The organism is Burkholderia sp. AU45251, from assembly GCF_030482905.1.
GTDB lineage: Bacteria > Pseudomonadota > Gammaproteobacteria > Burkholderiales > Burkholderiaceae > Burkholderia > Burkholderia aenigmatica.
In genome coordinates this window covers 129,200-151,139 of record NZ_JAUJQH010000006.1, presented here as the reverse complement: position 1 = coordinate 151,139, position 21,940 = coordinate 129,200, and the positions used below count along the sequence as shown (strand labels likewise).

Below are 21,940 nucleotides of genomic sequence, written 5' to 3'. Positions count from 1 at the left end.
CGCTCCGGTTCGTTGTTCATGAGAAAGCGCGTTGCGCGGGCATGTCGCCGGCGTCCGCGCGCGGCGGCGGATGAAGGTCCGAGCGGCGCCCGGCCTTCAGGAGCTGGCTCGGCACGTCATGACCGATCAGCGCCGGCAGCCGTGCCGACGCGGCCAGCACGGCCGCGAGATCCACGCCCGTATCGTAGCCGTCGAGTTCGAGCATGTGCACGAGTTCTTCGGTGCACGCGTTGCCGGTCGCGCCCGGCGCATACGGACAGCCGCCGAGGCCACCGAGCGATGCGTCGAAGCGGTCGATCCCGGCATCGAGTGCCGCGAGCGTGTTCGCGAGCGCCATTCCCCGCGTGTTGTGGAAGTGCAGCGTGAGCTGTAGCGCACCGAAGCGTTCGCGTGCACGGGCCGACAGGTCGCGCACCTGAGACGGAAACGCCATGCCCGTCGTATCGCACAGCGTGAAGCCGTGCACGCCGAGATCCGCGAAGCGCTGCATCCACGCGAGCACGCCTTCGACCGGCACGTCGCCTTCCATCGGACAGCCCATCGCGGTCGACAGCGACACGTTGATCGCGCCCCCCGTGCCGCGTACCGCGTCGATCACGTCGCGCAACTGCGCGAACGATTGCTCGCGCGTCATCCGCAGGTTCGCGCGGTTGTGGCTTTCGCTCATCGACATCACGAGGTTCACTTCGTCGACGCCGCACGACAGCGCGCGCTCGGCGCCGCGCACGTTCGGCACGAGCACCGTATAGACCACACCCGGTACGCGCGCGATGCCGTGCATCACGGCCTCCGCGTCGCGCAACGCGGGGATCGCTTTCGGCGACGTGAACGACGTGACCTCGATCTTCGCGTAGCCGCACGCGCTCAGCGCATCGACGAGCGCGATCTTGTCGTCGGTGTCGACGAATGCCGCTTCGTTCTGGAAACCGTCGCGTGTCGCGACTTCGTGAAGGTAGAGCCGTTTGCGTTGCCCGTTCATGTTGTCTGCTCCTGTTTCCGCTTCTCAGATCACGCCGCGCGTGCGCCAGTCGTCGCGCGTCGCCGCATCGATGCCGAGCGAGTCGAGTACCGCGTCGGTATCCGCGCCGAGCGCAGGCGCCGCGTGCTCGATACGCCCGGGTGTCGCGCCGAGCTTCGGCACGATGCCGGGCACGAGCACGGGCGTGCCGTCGGGCAGCGCGGCATCGACGAGCATGTCGCGCGCGCGGTAATGCGGATCGGCCGCGATGTCGGCCACGTCGTAGATGCGCCCGGACGGGATGCGCGCTTCGTTCAGCGCGGCCAGCACGGCGTCGAGATCGTGCTGCGCGCTCCACGCGCCGATCGCCGCGTCGATGCGTTCGACCTGCGCGACCCGCCCGTCGTTGTGCGCGAGCGCGGGATCGTTGCCGAGATCGGACCGGCCGATCAGCTCCATCAGGCGCCGGAAGATGCTGTCGCCGTTGCCGGCGATCAGCGCGTACTTGCCGTCGCGGCAGCGGTACGCATTGGTCGGCGCAATGCCGGGCAGGCTGCTGCCGGCCGCCTCGCGCACGGCGCCGAACGCCGAGTATTCGGGCAGCAGGCTTTCCATCAGGTTGAACACCGATTCGTACAGCGCGACGTCGACGACCTGCCCCTTGCCGCCCTGCTGCTCGCGATGCCGCAGCGCGAGCAGCACGCCGATCACGCCGTGCAGCGCCGACAGCGAATCGCCGAGCGAGATGCCGACGCGCACCGGCGTGCGGCCGGGCTCGCCGGTCAGGTGCCGCAGGCCGCCCATCGCCTCGGCGATCACGCCGAAGCCGGGACGGTCGCGGTACGGGCCCGTCTGACCGAAGCCCGACACGCGCAGCATCACGAGCCCCGGATTGATCGCGGACAGCGCATCCCAGCCGAGCCCCCAGCCTTCGAGCGTGCCGGGCCGGAAGTTCTCGATCAGCACGTCGGTCTCGGCGACGAGGCGGCGCACGACGTCCTGCCCTTCGGGCGTACGCAGGTCGAGTGTGAGCGAGGTCTTGTTGCGCGACTGCGCGGCCCACCACACCGACGTGCCGTCGTGCAGCAGCCGCCATTTGCGCAGCGGATCGCCGAGCCCGGGCGGCTCGATCTTGAGCACGTCCGCGCCGAATTCGGCGAGCATCCGGCCCGCGAACGGCCCGGCGATCAGTTGGCCGAGTTCCAGCACGCGGATGCCGTCCAGGGGGCGTGTCATGGCTGTCTCCGATGAAATCGTGGTGTCGATGACGGCGATCATGACGGCGTTCGCGCCCGGCGAACATCGATCGATGCTCAACCAGCCTTTCCGAAACGGAAAGGCGTGTGCCGCGCACCTTCCCATCTGCGGTGCATCAGCCTTTCCATCCGGGAAAGCGCACTCGCGCAACGGTCAAACGACGGCATGCGCGCCGCCGGCAGAATCGAACCCGTTCCGCGCCCGCCGGGCGCCTGTCAGCGAGCCCCGCCATGTTTTCTGTTTCCTCTCCCGCGACGATCGTGTTTCTCGACCGCGCGACGCTGTCGCCGCACACCGTACTGAAGCCGTTTCCGTTTCCGCACGTGGTGCGCACGTTCGACCGGACGGCCGCGCACGAGATTGCCGCGCGCATCGGCGACGCGGACATCGTCGTGACCAACAAGGTACGGCTCGATGCCGCCACGCTTGCCGATGCGCGGCGCGTGCGGATGATCGCGATCGCCGCGACGGGCACCGACATCGTCGATCTCGACGCGTGCGCGGCGCGCGGCATCGTCGTGAGCAACATTCGCGGGTATGCGGTCCGCACGGTACCCGAGCACACGTTCGCGCTGATCTTCGCGCTGCGCCGCAGCCTCGTCGCGTACCGCGACGCGGTGCGCGCGGGACGCTGGCTCGACAGCGGGCAGTTCTGCTTCTTCGATCATCCGATTCGCGACCTGGCCGGCTCGATGCTCGGGATCGTCGGCGACGGCGTGCTCGGGCGCGCGGTGGCCGGCATCGCCCGCGCGCTTGGCATGCGCGTGCGGTTCGCGGCGCACGGCGAGGCGTCGGGCGACGACTACGCACCGCTCGACACGCTGCTGCGCGACAGCGACGTGATCACGCTGCACTGCCCGCTCACGCCGGCGACGCGGCACCTGATCGACGCGGCCGCGTTCGCGCGGATGGCGCGCCGGCCGCTGCTGATCAATACCGCGCGCGGCGGGCTCGTGGACGAAAGCGCGCTCGTCGACGCCTTGCAGTCGGGGCAGATCGCGGGCGCGGGGTTCGACGTGGTCACGCAGGAGCCGTTGCCGGCCGCGCATCCGTTCCACGCAATCCTGTCGCATCCGGCGTTCATCCTGACGCCGCACGTTGCGTGGGCAAGCGACGAAGCGATGCAGGCGCTCGCCGATCAACTCGTGGACAACGTCGCCGCGTTCGTGGGCGGCACGCCACGGCATATGGTGTGACGGGCGTTGTGCACGGTGTGGCGGGCGGTCATTTGAACCGCGCAAACAGAACGGCCCCGCTCGATTGCTCGAAGCGGGGCCGGCTGAATTCGGGGGGCTGCTGACGTCAGCGACTCGGCACGTGGCGGGCTCGTGCATCCGCCCGGTCTTGCGGCCGGTTGCGAATTCCCGATGGGCTCTATTTCAAGGAATCCGGGCCGCCAACGCTGTAGCGCGCGTCTGAAACTGAATCGGGCGAATCCTGGAAACGCCGTTTCGACAGCGGCGCACCGCTATCGGCGCGCATGTCAGTAAGCGGACATCTCGACGCAAGGATCGACCTTGGACGGCGAGCAGATGACCGAATACTTGGCGCTCTCGCGCATCAGCGCTTCGCCTTCGTGCAGCGCGATCTTGATCTCGGGGTGACGCTCGTACGCGAGGAATGCCGAGCACACGACGGCGGACATCACGACGAGGGAAAACACAAATTTTTCAAGGGTTTGGAAACGTTCAGGCATGGTTCGACCTATCTCTTAGGCCGTGATTATATCTCGAAATAAGGGTTTTCCCTATAAGGCGGCCCGCATACCGAGGATGCGTTCAATCGCGCGCGTACACGGTGCTCGCGCCCTTTTTCTCCGTTAATCCGCGCTTAAGCACCGGTCGAACAAGATGGGTGGACCGGTTGCGGTGTCCGCGCCGCGCCGGCCACCCTGTCCTGTTCGGAGATCCTGAAGATGAAACCCGCCCTTTCCCTGCTCGTCCTCGCAGCCGCGATCGCGGCGCCCGCCGTGTCGTTTGCGCAGACGGCCAATGGCCCTGTCACGCGCGCCGAAGTCGTCGCGCAGTTGCGCCAGGTTGAACAAGCCGGCTACAAGCCGCTGAAAGGCCAGTACCCGGAAGATATCCAGGCGGCCGAAGCACGCATCGCGCAGTCGTCGGGGATCGGCGCGGAAGCCGGTGGGTCGGCCGCGTCCGGCCGTCCGGCGCTGCCGGCAACCGTATCCGGCCAGCCGAGTCGAGGGCGCTGACCCGCCCCCACCCCCGCCCCGGTGCAGGCCGCGACGTGCGCGCGGCAACCGGTCGATGGCGTGCCGTCAGCCGAGCAGAAGGAACCGTGCGGCCTTCAGGCGCGGCAGACCGCGCATCGCGGGACGGAAGCGACCAGCCCGCCGCCCGCTTGCGTCACTGCGGCGCCGACGCGCCGCTCGCCGCATTGCCGGGCCACGCCTTGCCGATCTCGTCGACCAGCGATTTTGCGGTGCCCGTCACGATCGCCGCGTCGACGCCGGAGGTCTGCCACGCGCCGTCGGCGGCCTTCACGAAGGTCAGGTTCGCGCGCGACGGCTTGTAGTCGGCATTGCGCCACGTGACCACGACGTCGCACGAGTAGGTGCGATCGCCGAGCTTCTTGCAGTCGCCGTCGGGTTTCGCCGACACGACATCGGCCGAGACGGGCAGCGGCTGGCCGAACAACGCGTTCAAGCCGCCGTGGTTTTCCGCCTCGAGCGCGCGGCGCACGGCAGCGTCGACGTCGCTCGAACCGGGGCCGTCGTGGAGCAGGTTGCAGGCGGCCAGCAGCGTCGATGCCCCGGCGAGTGTCAGCAGCGTGTGGAACTTCATGGATATCCGTTATCGGGTGAACGCCGCGTAGTCTGCAACGTCCGCGTGTCGGGCGCGGTATCCATTTGTAACCAATTGCACGGATGCGCAAGCGGCATCGCACGCCCGTGCGTCGCCCTCGCCTACTGCCGCTCCTGCTTCACGCGGCTGACGAGCTGCGTCGGGCTCACGAACTGCAGCGCGATCACGACCCACACGAGCGTGATGGCCATGTAGACCATCGCCATCGCGTCGATCGACTGCGGCGCGCGCACGCCGGTCGAGAACACCGCGTAATACAGCGCGACGACTAGCGTCTGCGTGCTCGGCCCGGCGGTGAAGAAGGTCAGCTCGAACATCCCGATCGTGCGTACCAGCACGAGCAGCCCCGCCGCGAGCATGCCGGGCACGAGCAGCGGCAGCAGCACGTAGCGGAAATAGCGCCACGTGTTCGCACCGAAGATGCGCGCGGCGGCTTCGAGATTCGGGTCGATCTGCTCGATGAACGGCGTCATCACGAGGATCACGAACGGCAGCGCCGGCACGAGGTTCGCGAGGATCACGCCGGGCAAGGTGCCCGCGAGCCCGACCTTGTACATCACGGTGGCCATCGGGATCCCGTACGTGACGGGCGGCACCATCAGCGGCAGCAGGAACACCAGCAGCGCGAAGCGCTTGCCGCGAAACTGCACGCGCGCGAGCGCATACGCGGCTGGCACGCCGAGCGCGATCGACAGCAGCACGACCGCGCCGACGACCTCGACGGTCACCCACAGCACGCTCGCGAGCTGGAAGTCCTCCCACGCCTTCGCATACCAGTGCAGCGTGAAGCCCTGCGGCAGCGGCGTGCCGAACCAGCGGGTCGCGATCGAGTTCACCGCGACGGTCGCGATCAGCAGCATCACGTTCAGCAGGAAGAACGCCATCAGCCCCCAGACGAGCGCCTTCCACGCACGGCCGGCCAGGTTGCTTTTCATCTTGCGCGGTTTCCTTGCATCGACGGCCCGCGCATCGGACGCATCGTGTTTCGGCGGCCAGGTGCGCGCGGCATGATTGTCGGTCGCCATCAGCCCTTGCCTCCCGTCACCGCGCCGGTATAGAAGAAGCGGCGCGCGCCGAGCATCGAGGCGACCACCAGCAACTGCACGAAACCCATCACGATCGCGATCGCCGACGCGAGCGAATAGTCGTAGCTCTCGAACGCGGCTTCCGCCGCCGCGATCGAGATCACGCGCGTGGGCCCGGCCGGCGCGCCGAGCAGCACGGCCGACGGGAACACCGAGAACGCCTGCACGAACGACAGGCACGCGGCCATCGTGAGCCCCGGCACGAGCAGCGGCAGGTAGATCTGCCGAAACTGCTGCCACGGGTTCGCGCCGAGCGTCGCGGCCGCGCGCGCGAGCGTCGGGTCGATGCCGCTGATGTACGACAGCATCAGCAGGAACGCGAACGGAAAGCCCGACACGATCAGCGACAGCAGCACACCCCAGTAGTTGTGCGTGAGGCGCACTTCGTCGGTGTACAGGTGCAGCCCCTGCAGCGCCTGCGGAAACCAGCCGTTCGGCCCGAAATACGTGAGCATCCCGTCGGCGACGAGCACCGTGCCGAGCGTCACGGGAATCACGAGCAACGTCGTGACGAACTTCTGGTACGGCGAATGGCGGCGCAGCGCGAACGCGACGGGCACCGCGATGCCGACGTTGAGCAGCGTCGCCGGCACCGCGAGCTTCAGCGTGACGAGCACGGTCGGCCACATGGCCGTGTCGGTGAAGAACTGCACGTAGTTCGCGAGCGCGCCGCCGCCGTTCATCGGCTGAAACGACAGCACGAGGCCGTACGCGAACGGATAGATGAACAGCGCGACGATGAACGCGAGCGCGGGCGTGACGAGCCAGGCTTTTGAGTCGCGCGGGGTGCCGGCCGAGAGCGTGCTCATGCGGTCTCCCGGTGTAACCGGGCTGCGGCCACGCCGCTCATTTCGGCGCTCCCGGGTAGACGAGTGTGCGTGACGGCGCAACGCGCAGCCGCAACCGCTCGCCTTCCGCGAATTCGCCGGCCACGCGCGCCCAGATCGCGCCGAACGGCGTGACCGCGCGGATCAGCGAATCGCGGCCGCCGTATTCGACCGTTTCGACGGTCGCATCGAACGTGTTCGTGTTGTCGCCCGCATCGTCTGCCCGCTCGATGTCGTCGGGCCGCAGCGCGACTGTCACGTCCTTTGCATCGAAGCCATCCATCGGCACACCGGTGAGCTGCGCGCCGCCCCCTGCGACCTTCACGTAATCGCCGGCCATCCCTTCGAGCATGAACGGCAGCACGTTGCGATAGCCCATGAAGCGCGCGACATGCAGGTTGTGCGGACGCGTGTAGACGTCCTTCGGCGTCGCAACCTGCTGCACGACGCCCTCCTTCATCACGACGATGCGGTCGGCCATCGACAGCGCTTCGTCCTGATCGTGCGTCACGTAGATCGTCGCGCGTTCGAGCTGCGTGTGGATCCGGCGGATCTCGGCGCGCATCTCGATGCGCAGCTTCGTGTCGAGGTTCGACAGCGGTTCGTCCATCAGCACGAGCGGCGGCTCGATCACGATCGCGCGTGCGATCGCGACGCGCTGCTGCTGCCCGCCCGACAGCTGCCCGGGCAGCTTGCCCTCGTGCCCGACGAGCTGCACGAGTTCGAGCGCCTGCTGCGCGCGCCGCCGCGTTTCCTGCTTCGGCACGCCGCGCATCTTGAGGCCGAAGCCGACGTTGTCGAGCACCGACATGTGCGGAAACAGCGCGTAGTTCTGGAACACCATCCCGAAGCCGCGGCGCTCGGGCGGCAGCACGTCGATGCGCGTGTCGTCGAGCCAGATGCCGCCGCGCGTGAGCGGCTGCAGCCCCGCGATGCAGTTGAGCGCGGTCGACTTGCCGCAACCCGACGGGCCGAGCAGCGCGATGAACTCGCCGCGTCGGATCTCGAGATCGAGCCCGTTCAGCGCGGCGACCTGCGCGCCTTCCGCATTGGTGAAGCTGCGGCACACGCCATCGAGCCGCAGCCGTTCGAAACTGTGTTTCATCCGGCCCACTCCGTTGACGCGGGCGCCTCGGCGCCTGCGGGTTCATGCGTCACTTCGACTTCTGCGCGCCGATTTCACGATCCCACTTCTGGAACGCGGCGACCATCGCCTGCGCGCTGAGCGGCTGCACGTGCGGGCGATCCGCGAGCAGCTTCGCGTACTCGGGGCGGCCGAACTTGCGGACCACCTCCTGGCTGTGCGCGGGCGCCATCTCGAGCGTCACGCCTTTCACCGCCGGGCCCGGATAGAAGTAGCCGTCGTCGTAGGTCATTGCCTGTTGCGCCGGTTCGAGCAGGAAGTTCATCAGCTTGAACAGCACGTCGAGCTTCTCTTTCGGCACGCCCTTCGGGATCACCATGTAGTGCGCGTCGTTGACCCACGTCATGTTGTCGAAGGCCTGGATCCGGAACTCGGCCGGCACGATGCCGAGTGCGCGCGGGTTGAGATCCCAGCCGGTGACGGTCACGGTCATGTCGCGCGTGCCCTCGCCGAGCTCCTTCATCACGGCCGACGTGCCGCCCGGGTAGTACGGCACGCAGTCGTTCAGCGCCTTGAGGAACGCCCAGGTCTTGTCCCAGCCGTTGATCGGATCCTGCGGATTCTTGTCGCCGAGCACGTACGGCAGCCCCATCAGGAACGTGCGGCCGGGGCCCGAGTTCGCCGGGCGCGCATAGATCAGCTTGTTCGGGTGTGCCTTGCACCATGCGAGAAGCTGATCGGGCGTCTTCGGCGGGTTGCTGACCTTCGCCGGGTTGTATTCGAGCAGCGGGCCGGCCGGCATGTAGGTGACTTCGAGACCGAAGCCCTGTGCGAGATCCTGCATCTTGCGCGGGCCGGGCGCGTATTTGTCGAGCACACCGGGGAACGCGGCCGCGTCGTCGGGCAGCAGCTTCAGCCACAGGTTCTGCTCGATGCCGGCGGCCAGCGCGTCGGTGCCCGTCAGGACGAGATCGATGTCCGAGCGCCCCGCCGCCTGCATTGCCTTGATCTTGCCCGGCAATTGCGGCGCCGGCGCGTTCGTGAACGTGACGTTCGACACAAGATTCGGGTTCTTGTCGCGGAAGGCCTCGATGGCCTTCTGCGTGAGCTGCAGGTTGCCCGCGACATCGACGATGTTCAGCGAGACGGGAGCGGCAACGGCTGCCGCGGCCGACAGCGTGAAACCCAGGGCGAGTGCGATCCGGCGGACACGGCGAGCGATCGTGGTGGCGTTCATGTCTCCTCACTTCGGTCGGTGGATGGGACCTTTCTTTTCAGGAAATCATGACGGCGTTATACGATGTCGGTCAACAAAAAACCACCGTGCACGGGGCGGGATTTTCCCTGACAAACACCTTCCGTTTGTTGAGGATTTGTGTGTCGACCGCTGGTGTGGCGCCGTGCGACGTCGATTGTGCGGCGTGTTAAGACGTCGTATCTCGGCGGGCGGCGAAATGGAATCGGTTCGGGGCCGTATCGCGGCCCGACAGCGACAGGTTGCGCGCCGGCTGCCCGGTCGGGCGCGGCGCGCGGAACACAGGGATATTCAGCCAGTCAGGCCGCGCCGAGTGCGGCCACCTCCCCGATCAGCCGTTCGGCATCCTGCCACTCGCCATACCCGGACGCCGGGTTCAGGTGCCCGACATCGCCCAGATCGACGAGCTTGCTGCCCCACCCGGCCGCCAGCGCCTCGACGCGCTCAAAACGCGCGAGCGGATCGTTGCGGCTCGCGGCGACGACGCTCGGAAACGGCAGCCGTTCGGTCGGTATCGGCGTCCAGCCGTTGGCTTCGATCGCATCGGACGCCGGATAACCGGCGGGCATCGGCGACTCGAGATCGGCGGGCGCCGCGAGCAGCGCGCCGTGGATCTTGCGCGTGGCCTGCCGCGCCCAGTGCACCGTAATCATCACCCCCGCGCTGTGCGCGACCAGGATCACGGGGCCGTCGATCTCGGCCAGCGCCGCATCGAGCGCCGCGACGCGTGCGGCGCGGCTCAGCTTGTCGGCTTCGAGCGGCGCGACCGAGCGCGCGTTCGGCAGGCGCCGTTCGAGGTGCGTTTGCCAGTGGTCTTCGACGTGATCGCGCAAGCCGGGCACGATCAGGATGGCAGGGGTGGTTGTCAGGGTCATGCAGTCTCCGAAGCGTTCAGGAAAGGTGGGACGCGCGCCGTTCGCGTTCGACGCGCGCGAGATCGGCCACGTAGCTCGCGCGTCCGATCGCGAACAGCACGGCGGCCATGAGCGGCACGACAGGAATCCATTGCAGCGCGCCGACGAGCCCGGCGTGATCGGCGACCCACCCCGTCAGCAGCGGGCCCGGCGCCATGCCGAGCAGGTTGTTGGCGAGCGTGAGCGTCGCGAACGCCGATGCGTGGATCGCGGCCGGCGTCAGGTTCGCGACCATCGCGCCCGACGCACCGGACGCACCCGCGCCGACCAGCATCCCCACGCAGATCAGCGCGAGCTGCAGCGGCCCGGGCGGCAGCCGGAACGCAATCGCGAGGCACACGCCCGTGAGCACGCAATACGCGATCGCGGTCAGCCACTTGCGCTTGCCGTCGGTCTTGCCGACGCGGTCGGTGACGATCCCGCAGCCGACCATCCCGACGCCCGCGAGCAGCACGAAGCCGGCCGCGAGCACGGCCGCACGGTCGGGCGCCATCGCGTAGTAGCGGTTCAGGTAGCTGGGCAGCCACGCGAACAGCGCGCCCGGCACGAACAGGTGCAGCCCGCTGCCGAGATACGCGCAGATCACCGAACGCGACGCGAACAGCCCCGACATCAGCGCACGCGCGCTGCCGCGCAAGTCACGCGGCGCGCTGGCGTCGCGCCGGCACGGCTCGATCCGATAAGCGGCGAGCCGCCGTTCGGTCACGACGCAGCGATAGGCGACGAGCAGCACGATGCCGAGCGCGGCCATCACGCCGAACGACCAGCGCCAGCCGAGATGCGCGCCGACCAGCCCGCCGAGCGCCATCCCGAACACGGAGCCGAACGCGCCGCCGGCCATGAACGCGCCGGTCAGCGTCGCGCGCAGGCGTGCCGGAAAGATGCTGAGGATCAGCGCGACGCCGACACTGCCGTATGCGGCTTCGCCGAGCCCGACGAGGCCGCGCGCGACCAGCATCTCGGCGTAGTTGGTCGACAGCGCGCAGCCGAGCGTCGCGACGCTCCACAGCGCGGCCATCAGCACGATGCTGCGCACGCGGCCGAAGCGGTCGGCGAGCACCGACAGCGGAAACGTCAGCAGCCCGACCAGCAGCGCGACGACGCCGGACAGCGAACCGAGCTGCGTGTCCGACAGCGCCCACGCGTGCTTGAGCAGCGGGAACACGGCGTTGAGCACCTGCCGCGACATGTAGTCCGACAGCAGCAGGCCGACGGTCAGCCCGAACACGAGCCACGCATACGCGGGCGCGCGCCGGCCGGCGGCGGCGACGTCCTGCATCGACGGCTCGACATGATGGATCAGCATGCGTGTCTCCTCCGGCACCGGAGCGGTCGTGCTCCGGCGCGGCTTGCGTGGCCCCGCTCCGTTGACCGGAGTCCGCTCCCGCGCGCTGCGCAGGGGTGGGTGCCACGCCACAACGATCGGCGGGCGGCGGCCGTCACGGCCGCCTACCCGGATGCGCGGATGCGCGGCGCGTCAGGCCGCCCGCAGCGGCACGTTCGCCTGGCCCGGCCGGCGGTTCGGCGCCATCCCGAGGTGCGCCAGCGTCTCGTCGATGCCGTCGTACTGCACGCCGATCCGGTAGATCGCCTTCGCCTCCTTGCCGGTGGCGATGTCGCGGCCGAGTTCGCGCGCGATCCGTGCACACTGCTCGACCTGCTGCACCGACGTCATCCGGTTGCCCTTCTGGTCGATGATCGTGTCCTCGATCCCGCAGCGCGGATGCAGGCCCAGCGCCATCGCGACCGTGTTGATCGGCAGCACGTTCTTCATCAGCGATTCGAGCGTGATGCACGCGCCATCCGGGCAACGCCGCACGAATTCCATGAAGTTGTACGGATTCGGGCCGTCGAAGCCGCCGCCGATGCCGACCCACGTCACGTTCAGCGGGCCGCGATAGACGCCGCGGCGGATGATCCGTTCGAGCGTTTCCAGCGCGTGCATGCCGGTGAGCTGGAAATGCGGCTGGATGCCGGCCGCCTGCAGGCGGCGCAGGTGTTCGTCGACCCAGCCGGGGCCGGCCGGCACGGTCATCTCGCGGTACGCGTCCCAGTACGCGGCATCGTTCAGCGACGTGCCGGCGATGTCCTTGCGGTTCATCAGCTCGGTGATGTTCATCTGCACGGTGTTGATCGCGACCGTCACCTGGTCGGGCTTCGGCGTCAGCTCGGCGAGCATGTGGCGCGTGTCGTCGGACAGCCATTTCGCATCGGCGCCCTCGCCTTCCGGCGCGAACGAGATCGAGCCGCCCACCTGCAGGATCATGTCGGGCACCGCCTCGCGCAGCCGGCCGAGCAGCTCGTTGAACTTCGACAGCCGCTTGCTGCCCTTGCCGTCGAGTTCGCGCACATGCATGTGCAGCACCGTCGCGCCGGCGTTGTAGCAGTCGACGGCCTTCTGCACGTGCTCGTCCATCGTCACCGGAATGTCTTCCGGAAAATCGGCGGGCATCCATTCGGGGCCGTACGGGGCGACCGTGATGACTACCTTGTCCTGGTTTTCCGGGTGCAGCGAATCGTCGAGAAATTGCATGTCGTCCTCCAGTGGAAATCGTTGTATGTCGGGCGTACGGGCGTGCGTATCCCGCCGCGCCGGGCGGCAGGCCCGGCGCGTGGTTCAGGGTTGCGAATCGGTTACGGTGCGGACGCGCTCAGAACGGCACGTCGCCGACGATGCCCGCGCGCTCCATCCGGCGCACGCACGGCGGGTAGTCCATCACCGCGTAGTGCTGGGTGCTGCGGTTGTCCCAGATCGCGACGCTGTTCTTCTTCCAGCGCCAGCGCACCTGGTATTCGGGGATGTAGGCCTGGCTGATCAGGTATTGCAGCAGTTGCCCGGCGCCCGGGTTCGCGTCCTGCCCGAAGCGCACGCGCTCCGGTGTATGGAAGTTGGTGAAATGCGTGGTGAACGCGTTCACGTACAGCACCTTCTCGCCCGTTTCGGGATGCGTGCGCACGACCGGATGCTCGGCGTCCGGGTATTGCGCCTTCAGCGCGAGGCGCTTGTCGATCGGCATCGCCGCGCCGAAGCTCGCCTCGATGCTGTGGCGCGCGCGCAAGTCGTCGATCTGCTGCTTCACGTGCTCCGGCAGGCGCTCGTACGCGAGCACCATGTTCGCCCACATCGTGTCGCCGCCAACCGGCGGACCGTCGACGCAGCGCAGCACGCAGCCGAACGGCGGCGCCACGCGCCAGCTCGCATCGCTGTGCCACGCATTCTCGTAGCGGTCGTTCGGCTGGTCGGGCGACTTGTAGATCCGCACGAGCCCCGGGTGCTCGGGATCGCTGCCGGCCACCGGATGATCCTCGAGCTCGCCGAAGCGCCGCGCGAACGCGACATGTTCGGCGCGCGTGATGTCCTGGTCGCGCAGGAACAGCACGCGATGCCGGAGCAGCTGCGCGCGGATCTCGGCGAACAGGCCGTCGTCGTGCACGGCGTCGGCGAGGCTCACATCCAGCAGTTCCGCGCCGATCGCGCAGGTCAGGGGTTCGACTCGCATGCGCGTCTCCTCAGACGATGAACACCGACGAACCGGTCGTCTTGCGCGATTCGAGATCGCGGTGTGCCTGCGCCGCGTCCTGCAGCGCGTAGCGCTGGTTGATCTCGATCCGGATCCGGCCGGCCGCGACGTGCGCGAACAGTTCGCCGGCCAGGTCGTTCTTCTCGGCGGGATCGGCGATGTAGTCGGCCAGCGCCGGGCGCGTCAGGTACAGCGAGCCCTTCATCGCGAGGCGCTGCGGATCGAACGGCGGGATCGGGCCCGACGCGGTGCCGACGCACACCATCAGCCCGCGCCGCTTCAGCGAATCGAGCGAGCCTTCGAAAGTGTCCTTGCCGACGCTGTCGAACACGACGTCGACGCCTGCACCGTCCGTCAGTTCGCGCACGCGTTTCGCGACGTCCTCGCGGCTGTAGTCGATCGTATGGTCGCAACCGTGCGCACGGGCGATCCCGGCCTTGTGCTCGCTGGAGACGGTGCCGATCACCGTGAGCCCGAGCAGCTTCGCCCATTGCGACACGATCAGCCCGACGCCGCCGGCGGCTGCGTGCAGCAGGATCGTGTCGCCCGGTGCGAACGCGTGGATGCGGCGCATCAGGTAGGCCGACGTCAGGCCGCGCATCGTCATCGCCGCGGCCGTTTCGCACGTGATGCCGGCCGGCAGCCGCACGAGCGGCGCGGCGGGGATCAGCCGTTCGGTGCTGTACGCGCCGAGCGTGTTCAGGAAACCCGTGTAGGTGACGCGGTCACCGACGGCGACATTCGTCACGCCGGGGCCGACGGCCTCGACCACGCCGGCTGCCTCGACGCCGAGGCCGGCCGGCAACGGCACCGGATACAGGCCGCTGCGGAAATACGTGTCGGCGAAATTCAGGCCGACCGCGTCGTGCCGCAGGCGTACCTGGCCGGGGCCCGGGTCGCCGACCTCGACTTCCTCCCAGCGCAGGACCTCGGGGCCGCCGGTTGCGTGGAATCGCACTGCATGTGCCATCTTTGTTCTCCGTATGGTGTCAGTCGGATGCGCGTCGCGCACCGTCGGGTTCGTTCGGTTCGTTCGGTTCGTTTGCGCGTGGCGGCTGCGCGGCTGCGCCGTCCGCCAGCGATTCATCCAGTCCCGCCCAGTCCGCGTCGCCCAGGTAGCGCCGCGCGGCCGGGAAAATCACGCCTTCCATCCGCCCCATCTGCTCGAACGCGCCGTGCGCATAGCGGGCGAGCGCCGCGTCGAACGCGATCGACGGCAGCCCGTCGGCGGCGATCCGCAGGAGCGCATCGAGCGCTTGGGCGTCGCGCCGCCGCTGGCGGTCGAGTTCATCCAGTTCGGCCGCGACGCACTCCGCGCGGACGCGCAATGCCGCGAAGAGGCGCGCTTCGGCGGCCGTGCCGACCCGGGCGCGCTGCAGGGCGGCGAGCGATGCCAGCACATCCTGCGTGTCGGCCCGTTGCTGCTGCGCGTTCACGTCCACGTCTACGTCCGCGCCGGACGCCGTCAGCGCATGCAGCAACCCGCCGACTGCGCGATGCGCATCGAGGCAACGCGCCATCACGCGCGCCTCGGCAGGCGATCGCCGCGACGGGCACACGAGCACCGGCACGCCGCTCGTCGTGAGCAGATGCTGCCGTTGCGCGCAGGCCGCTGCATCGGCATCGTGCGGCAGCGCCGCGACGCCGATCAGGTCGCAGCCGAGTTCGGCCGCCAGCACGCCGGGCGCTGCGTCGCAGGCCCCCGGACGGCCGGCCCCCGGTTGGCCGGCCCCCGGTTGGCCGGCCCCCGGTTGGCCGGCCCCCGCGATCGCATGGGACAACCCTTGCGCCCGCGCGGCGGCTTCCACTTTCGCACCGTGCTCCGGCAGCCGCGCTCCGGATAAACGCGAGTCCGGCGCGGCGCCGGTCAGCATGAACGTGACCCGGGCGCCGACCGCGCGCGCCAGTTCGAGCGCATGGCCGATCGCGTCGATGCCGCCGGGCGTGCCGTCGACCGTCACGAGCAGATGGCGGTACATCGTGCCGCTCCGCTTATCCGGCGAGCGGCGCGCTGCGCCGCGTGCCGGTCGATACGATGTTCATGGGTGGGCTCCTCGTGGTGTTCGTCATGCATCGGAACCCATGCTATCGATGCGGTGCCGGTGCGGCCCCACTCGTCGCGGGGGGGATTGACGGGCGAACGCGGTTCGACCGATCCTTCCCCCCACACCCACCCCGGACGCTGGCCCGCACGGCACCGCCGGATTCCGACTGCTGCCCCGATGGCCTACCCACCCGATCGCGCCGACGCGCCTCCCACCGAACTGGTCCTGAAGACGACCGCGCCGCGCGTGCCGGCGCAGTTGCTGGCCCGCGCGCGGCTGAGCCTCGCCGCGCCCGCCTTCGACGGCCGGCCGGTCACGCTCGTGCAGGCGCCGGCCGGTTACGGCAAGACCTCGCTGCTCGCGCAATGGCGCCGCGAAACCCTCGCGCTCGGCCGCGCGGTCGTGTGGCTGTCGGCCGACGAACGGGACGATGCGGCCCGGTTGCTGCAGGGGCTCGTGCAGGCGGTACGGACCGGCTGCGCGCGGCCCGGCTTCGGGCGCCTGATTCCGGTCGGCGCGGCCGACGCGGCGCGCGCGCTGGAGGGCGTGACCGCGTGGCTGGCCGAAGTCGCGCAACTGTCGATCGATGCGCTCCTGATCGTCGATGATGCGGAGCGTCTGCCGCCAGCCGGCCTCGATGCGCTGACCTACGTGCTGCACAACGCGCCGCAAAACCTGCATGTCGTCGTCGCCGCGCGGCGCGGGCTCGATCACGTGGCCGGCGACCTGCTCGCCGGCGGGCAATGCACGCTCGCGGGCCCCGACTGGCTGCGCTTCACGCTCGACGAGACGATCGCGCTGGTCGGCGCGCGCTTTGCGCAGCGGGTCGATGCCGACGCCTGCGCGCGGCTGTTCGAACGCGTCGACGGCTGGCCGCTCGGCCTGCAGCTCGCGATGGCTGCGATGGCGCACTCGGCCGATCCGCGTCAGGCGGTCGACGCGCTCGCCGCCCGCGTGGACGGCACGCGCGACCGGCTGGTCGAGCTGCTGCTCACGAACCTGTCGGCCGACGACACCGCGTTCCTGACCCGCACGAGCGTCGCCGATCGCCTGCATCCGTCGCTGTGCGCGGCGCTGCTCGACGACGCGGACGCACCCGATCGTCTCGCGCGGCTCGCACGCGACACGCCGCTGTTCATTGCGTCGGACGATTCGGACTGGTGCCGGCTGCATCCGCTCGTCCGCGACACGCTGCGCGACCGCCTGGCCGCGGGCCCGGATACCGAGCGCAGCGCGCTGCATGCGCGTGCGGCCGCATGGCTCGACGCGCACGGAATGACCGAGGAAGCCGCCCGCCACGCGTATGCGGCGGGCCAGTTCGAGGTGGCGTACGCGCTCGCGCAGCGTTGCCTCGAAGATGCGATCAAGCAGGGCCGCATCAACGACGTGCTCGACTGGCTCGCGCTGCTGCCCGATGCGGAGCTCGACAAGCGTCCGACGCTACGCGTCGCGGTGGCATGGGCGTTGGCGCTCGGCGAGCGCCATGTCGAGGCGCGGCGCCAGATCGCGGGCATCCTCGCGGATCCCGGCACGCCCGCGGCGATGCGCTACGAATGCGCGTTGATCCTCAGCGCGGCCGCGTATTACGCCGACGAAATCGACCGCTTCGTCGAGCTGTTCGAACCGTGGGCCGATTTCACGCCGCCGGCGGCGACCTGGCTCGCGCAAATGCACGCGAACCGGCTGTCGGCACGCGCGATCATCGTCGGCGAACCGGCGCAGGCGCGCCGCTTCCAGCACGCGGCGCCGCGCGGCGAGACGGCGGCCGGGTTCGGCTATGTCGCGCGCTGGGGCGAACTGATCACGGGGCTGAGCTACCTGCGCGAAGGCCAGGTCCGGCTGGCCGACGACGCGCTGTCGCCGACGCTGGCGCGCGCGGAAGCCGATCTCGGGCGCCGCCATCCGCTGACCTGCATGCTCGCGGCGATGTGCGCGGCGCTCGCCTACGAGGCCGATCGCGTCGACCAGGCCGCCGCGCTGCTCGCGAACCGGCTCGACGTGCTCGAGCATACGGGCACGCCCGATACCGTGCTGCTCGGCTATCGCACCGCCGCGCGCATCGCGCTGCTGCGCGGCGTCGAGCACCGTGCGATCGACCTGCTCGAAGCGCTCGATGCGATGGGCGTCGCGCGCCGCCTGCCGCGCCTGTCGGTCGCGAGTCTCGCCGAACAGGTGCGCATCCACGCGGCGCGCTATCGCGAAGCGACCTGCCATGCGCTCGTCGAGCGGATCGATGCGATCGCCGCGGCCGAGTTTCCGTCGCACGGGCCGTTGTGGCGGCGCCCTGTCGTGCTGCTGCAGGCGACCGCGCACGCGGGCGCCGCGCTGGCCGCGCGCCGCTGGGACGATGCGAGCGCGGCGCTCGACGAAGCCGCCGTGCTGGCCCGCGAAATGAGCATGGGGCAAGCGCGCATCGAGATCATGGCGCTCAGTGCGTTCGCGCTCGAACAGTCGGGAGGCGCCGGCCGCGCGCTGCTCGACGAGGCGATGAACCTCGCGGACGTGTTCGGGCTGACGCGCACGCTCGTCGACGCACACCCGGCCATCGCCGACTGGGCACGCCGCGCGGGCGACGAAGCTGCCGCCGGCGCCGGCCCCGCGCGGCACACACTGCCGCAGCCGCGCATCGTGCCGCCCGCCCCGCGCGCGGCGGCCAGCCCGCGCGCGGTGCCGAGCGTCGTGCTGACGCCGAAGGAGCGCGCGATTCTCGAGCTGCTCGCGCGCAACCTGTCGAACAAGGAGATCGCGGTGGCGCTCGCCGTCGGCGAGGAAACCGTGAAGTGGCACCTGAAGAACCTGTTCGGCAAGCTCGACGCCAGCTCGCGCAAGCATGCGGTACGCCGCGCGCTGGTGTTGGGTCTCCTCGAAAGCGCGCCCTGACGTCGTAACGCCGGTTCCGCGAATCGGGCGCGTTGCCGCGCCCGCCTTCCTCCGATTCTCCGCAACCCTGCCCCCCGCGCGTGGGGGGGAGCGGCCGCCCGCCGTTGCGTAGTCTTTCCGCACGGCTCGCACGGGCGATGCCTGTCACACCTGCCCGCCCGCCTCGATGTTGCCCCGCTTCACCCGGCTGGGCTCGATCCCGACCGGTCACGACACGAAACCCTGGAGACTTGGATGAAGACGAAACTGGCCGCGCTCGCGGCGCTTGCCGGCTGTTCGGCGCTCGCGCATGCGCAATCCTCCGTCACGCTCTACGGCGTGATCGACTCGGGCCTGATGTACCAGAGCACGTCGGCGGCGTCGTTCAGCCCGACCGCGCCGAATACCGGCAAGGTGTTCCGCATGAAGGACGGCGGCATCTATTCGAGCTTCTGGGGCATCAAGGGCAGCGAGGACATCGGCGGCGGCTACAAGATCAACTTCAAGCTGCAGGGCTCGTTCGACAGCAGCACCGGCAAGCTGCAGCTGAGCGATACGCCGGGCACCGTCGCGATCTTCAACCAGGTCGCGTCGCTCGGCGTGTCGGGCCCGTTCGGCACGTTCACGGCCGGCCGCCAGATCGTGCCGATGATCTACGCGATGGCCGACACCGACGTGCGCAACGCGCAGTTCTTCGGCAGCGTGCTGATCGCGTGGCTCGGCCTGAACACGGCGGCCGGCTGGCCCGGGACGAGCACCAACGCCGCGATCGGCGCGCTGTACGACAGCAACGCACTCGTCTACCAGTCGCCGACCTTCGCGGGTGCGTCGATCGCGCTCGAATACGCGCCGGGCGGCGTGGCCGGGCAGTTCCAGGGCGGCACGCGCGAATCGGTCGTGCTCAAGTATGCGAACTACGGGCTGAACGCATCGGCCGTCTACTACAACGGCCACGACACGAACCCGGCGCCGGGCGTCGCGCCGACCGGCGTCGACAACAACCGTTTCATCTACTTCGGCGCGAAATACACGATCCACGATTTCTCGGTGTCGGCGTCGTACGGCAACGGCCGGAATCCGTCGCACGCGGACAAGGTGAACCTCGACATGCTGTCGGCCGGCATCGGCTATCGCTTCACGCCCGCGCTGCAGGTGACGTCCGCGGTGTATTACCTGAAGGACCGCAACCAGTCTGCAAACAAGTCGACGGCGGTCGTGCTCGCGGCCGACTACAGCCTGTCGAAGCGGACGATGATCTATGCGCAGGTCGGCCACGTGAACAACCGCGGCACGATGGACCAGATGCTCGTGTACGGGCAGCCGGTCGCGCCGGGCGTCGGCACGACGGCCGCGATGGTCGGGCTGCGGCACAACTTCTGATCTCTGCCGGCGGCGGCTCCCGGCGGTGTAGCGGCCGCCGTCGGCATCGATCGCCGGGATCGGCTACAGTGGGCGTTTTCGGCGCGCTCCGCTCCGCCGCCGCACCACTGGCCGTGGCGCGCGGCAGCATGGACGGAGCGCGGATCATTCACTTCGACGAGCGAACCTCCATGCCCGACCTGTCCGCCTTCCCGATCACGCAAAAGTGGCCGGCCCAGCATCCCGACCGTCTCCAGCTCTACTCGCTGCCGACGCCGAACGGCGTCAAGGTGTCGATCATGCTCGAGGAAACCGGCCTGCCGTACGAGCCGCACCTCGTGAGCTTCGACACGAACGACCAGCTTTCGCCCGCGTTCCTGTCGCTGAATCCGAACAACAAGATCCCGGCGATCATCGATCCGAACGGCCCGGACGGCAAACCGCTGCCGCTGTTCGAATCGGGCGCGATCCTGATCTATCTCGCGGACAAGACGGGCCAGTTGATTCCGAAGGATCTCGCCGGCCGCTACGAGACGATCCAGTGGGTGATGTTCCAGATGGGCGGCATCGGGCCGATGTTCGGCCAGGTCGGCTTCTTCCACAAGTTCGCCGGCCGCGACTTCGAGGACAAGCGCCCGCGCGACCGCTACGTCGACGAATCGAAGCGCCTGCTCGGCGTGCTCGACGCGCATCTCGCGAACCGCCAGTGGATGATGGGCGATACCTACACGATCGCCGACATCGCGATCTTCCCGTGGGTGCGCAACCTCGTCGGTTTCTACGAAGCGGGCGATCTGGTTGGCTTCAGCGAGTTCCGGAACGTCAAGCGGGTGCTCGACGCGTTCGTTGCGCGTCCGGCTGTCGCGCGTGGGCTCAATATTCCGGCGCGAGGCTGACCGGCTAAGCGGTCGCACGCCGTGCGGGCCGCGAAGTGCAAGGCCCGCCGCATTACGCGGCGGGCTTTTTTGGGTTTATCGCGAATCCCCGGCGAACGGCGGGATTAGAAGAATGGGTACGCCGTTTCTGGAAGAAGCCTACGCCACGCCTTATATCGGCGACCTCGATGTCGTCTCGCGGGCAGCGGCGCCTCGATGACCGTGCAACAACAGGAGAACCCGATGATCAAAGTCAGTGTCATGTACCCGTACGCCGCAGGCGCGCGATTCGATCACGCTTACTATCGCGAAAGGCATATGCCAATGGTGAAGCAGCGGCTCGGCGCTGCATGTCTGTACTACACGGTGGACAAGGGCATCGCAGGCGGTGCGCCGGGCACGGCCCCTGCATACGTGGCCAAGTGCGACTTCGTCTGCACGTCGGTCGAAGCTTTCCAGGCAGCCCGCGACCCGCACGCGCAGGAGATCATGGCCGACATCGCCAATTACACGGATATACAACCCGTGCTGCAAATCAGTGAGGTGGTCGTGGAGCGTTCGGACATCTGACCAAGGTTCGGATCTCGCGAAGCACCGCCTCCGCGTATCGCGTACCCGGGCAACAAGGCGGTGCTTGTCCAGCGCTCCACCCCTTCAATGACCCACGTGGTCGCAAGCATGACCTCGCGCTTTACGCCGACCATGCGGTATGCACCCTCACCGCCCCTCGTACCTGGCGTCGAGGTCATCACGGCTTGGTACGGATCGCTTTGGCGCGCATTCGCGGATTGCCACGTGGACCGCGATGGGCGCCTGAGTTTGCCGGCGGGTCGCACGAGAGCGCTCGACGTTCGCCGTTCGGCCAGTTGCCGGAGATCACGACCGGCCGGTGCCGGCCAGTAGTCGCCGGTCGCCATGACCGTCACGTGGTCATTCAAGCGGCCATTTTGTGTGGGTTAGCTGACAGTTCTTGCTGTGACCATTGCTGTCTTTACCGCCGAGTCATCCGTCTTATCGGACGGGAGCGCCGTCATCGCATGGTCCCTGTCTGCCGTCTCCTTTGCACCCTGAAGCCCGAC

The 21,940-nt window shown here is 68.8% G+C and carries 20 protein-coding genes; 6 read left to right on the top strand and 14 right to left on the bottom strand.

The window, feature by feature from the left end; all coding sequences use genetic code 11:
* Positions 1-16: 16 nt before the first annotated feature.
* On the bottom strand, positions 17-979 hold the full coding sequence (locus QZM67_RS15505; protein WP_301804532.1) for a hydroxymethylglutaryl-CoA lyase: 963 nt from the start codon (positions 977-979) through the stop codon (positions 17-19).
* A gap of 24 nt (positions 980-1,003) precedes the next feature.
* On the bottom strand, positions 1,004-2,194 hold the full coding sequence (locus tag QZM67_RS15500; protein WP_175020977.1) for a CaiB/BaiF CoA-transferase family protein: 1,191 nt from the start codon (positions 2,192-2,194) through the stop codon (positions 1,004-1,006).
* A 251-nt stretch (positions 2,195-2,445) separates the two neighbouring features.
* On the opposite strand from QZM67_RS15500, the gene QZM67_RS15495 reads away from it, so the two are divergent.
* Positions 2,446-3,411: a D-2-hydroxyacid dehydrogenase gene (locus tag QZM67_RS15495; protein ID WP_301804530.1), complete on the top strand. Its 966-nt coding sequence runs from the start codon at positions 2,446-2,448 to the stop codon at positions 3,409-3,411.
* 287 nt (positions 3,412-3,698) lie between these two features.
* On the opposite strand, the gene QZM67_RS15490 is transcribed toward QZM67_RS15495, so the two are convergent.
* Positions 3,699-3,911, bottom strand: coding sequence for a hypothetical protein (locus QZM67_RS15490; protein WP_006497261.1), 213 nt, complete (start codon positions 3,909-3,911; stop codon positions 3,699-3,701).
* A 219-nt stretch (positions 3,912-4,130) separates the two neighbouring features.
* On the opposite strand from QZM67_RS15490, the gene QZM67_RS15485 reads away from it, so the two are divergent.
* The gene (locus tag QZM67_RS15485; RefSeq protein WP_175020975.1) at positions 4,131-4,424 is read left to right on the top strand and encodes a DUF4148 domain-containing protein; all 294 of its coding nucleotides are present in this window, start codon (positions 4,131-4,133) and stop codon (positions 4,422-4,424) included.
* A 154-nt stretch (positions 4,425-4,578) separates the two neighbouring features.
* Here QZM67_RS15485 and QZM67_RS15480 read toward each other — a convergent pair whose 3' ends face one another.
* From QZM67_RS15480 to QZM67_RS15430, 11 genes are all read right to left on the bottom strand, one after another.
* Positions 4,579-5,016: a hypothetical protein gene (locus tag QZM67_RS15480; RefSeq protein WP_301804526.1), complete on the bottom strand. Its 438-nt coding sequence runs from the start codon at positions 5,014-5,016 to the stop codon at positions 4,579-4,581.
* A gap of 122 nt (positions 5,017-5,138) precedes the next feature.
* Positions 5,139-6,062 (bottom strand): ABC transporter permease, encoded by a 924-nt coding sequence (locus QZM67_RS15475; RefSeq protein ID WP_301804524.1) that lies wholly within the window; start codon positions 6,060-6,062, stop codon positions 5,139-5,141.
* On the bottom strand, positions 6,062-6,931 hold the full coding sequence (locus tag QZM67_RS15470; RefSeq protein WP_301804521.1) for an ABC transporter permease: 870 nt from the start codon (positions 6,929-6,931) through the stop codon (positions 6,062-6,064). The genes QZM67_RS15475 and QZM67_RS15470 overlap by 1 nt, the downstream gene beginning before the upstream one ends.
* Before the next feature lie 37 nt (positions 6,932-6,968).
* Positions 6,969-8,054 (bottom strand): ABC transporter ATP-binding protein, encoded by a 1,086-nt coding sequence (locus tag QZM67_RS15465; RefSeq protein WP_175020971.1) that lies wholly within the window; start codon positions 8,052-8,054, stop codon positions 6,969-6,971.
* 49 nt (positions 8,055-8,103) lie between these two features.
* The gene (locus QZM67_RS15460) at positions 8,104-9,270 is read right to left on the bottom strand and encodes an ABC transporter substrate-binding protein (RefSeq protein ID WP_301804517.1); all 1,167 of its coding nucleotides are present in this window, start codon (positions 9,268-9,270) and stop codon (positions 8,104-8,106) included.
* Positions 9,271-9,587: 317 nt separating this feature from the next.
* A complete protein-coding gene (locus QZM67_RS15455) occupies positions 9,588-10,163 on the bottom strand; it encodes an alpha/beta hydrolase (RefSeq protein ID WP_301804514.1) in 576 nt (191 codons plus the stop codon).
* A gap of 16 nt (positions 10,164-10,179) precedes the next feature.
* Positions 10,180-11,508, bottom strand: coding sequence for an MFS transporter (locus QZM67_RS15450; protein WP_301804511.1), 1,329 nt, complete (start codon positions 11,506-11,508; stop codon positions 10,180-10,182).
* A gap of 171 nt (positions 11,509-11,679) precedes the next feature.
* Entirely contained in the window at positions 11,680-12,735 is a 1,056-nt protein-coding gene (locus QZM67_RS15445; protein ID WP_175020967.1) for a 3-keto-5-aminohexanoate cleavage protein, read from the bottom strand.
* A 118-nt stretch (positions 12,736-12,853) separates the two neighbouring features.
* Entirely contained in the window at positions 12,854-13,702 is an 849-nt protein-coding gene (locus tag QZM67_RS15440) for a TauD/TfdA family dioxygenase (protein ID WP_175020966.1), read from the bottom strand.
* A 10-nt stretch (positions 13,703-13,712) separates the two neighbouring features.
* A complete protein-coding gene (locus QZM67_RS15435) occupies positions 13,713-14,693 on the bottom strand; it encodes a quinone oxidoreductase (RefSeq protein WP_301804505.1) in 981 nt (326 codons plus the stop codon).
* Between the two features lie 19 nt (positions 14,694-14,712).
* A complete protein-coding gene (locus QZM67_RS15430) occupies positions 14,713-15,702 on the bottom strand; it encodes a universal stress protein (protein ID WP_301804503.1) in 990 nt (329 codons plus the stop codon).
* 243 nt (positions 15,703-15,945) lie between these two features.
* On the opposite strand from QZM67_RS15430, the gene QZM67_RS15425 reads away from it, so the two are divergent.
* From QZM67_RS15425 to QZM67_RS15410, 4 genes are all read left to right on the top strand, one after another.
* Entirely contained in the window at positions 15,946-18,648 is a 2,703-nt protein-coding gene (locus QZM67_RS15425) for a LuxR C-terminal-related transcriptional regulator (RefSeq protein ID WP_301804500.1), read from the top strand.
* 234 nt (positions 18,649-18,882) lie between these two features.
* Entirely contained in the window at positions 18,883-20,007 is a 1,125-nt protein-coding gene (locus QZM67_RS15420) for a porin (RefSeq protein ID WP_043182853.1), read from the top strand.
* A 170-nt stretch (positions 20,008-20,177) separates the two neighbouring features.
* Positions 20,178-20,882, top strand: coding sequence for a glutathione S-transferase N-terminal domain-containing protein (locus QZM67_RS15415; protein ID WP_301804497.1), 705 nt, complete (start codon positions 20,178-20,180; stop codon positions 20,880-20,882).
* A gap of 222 nt (positions 20,883-21,104) precedes the next feature.
* Entirely contained in the window at positions 21,105-21,431 is a 327-nt protein-coding gene (locus tag QZM67_RS15410) for an EthD family reductase (protein WP_301804493.1), read from the top strand.
* Positions 21,432-21,940: the final 509 nt, after the last annotated feature.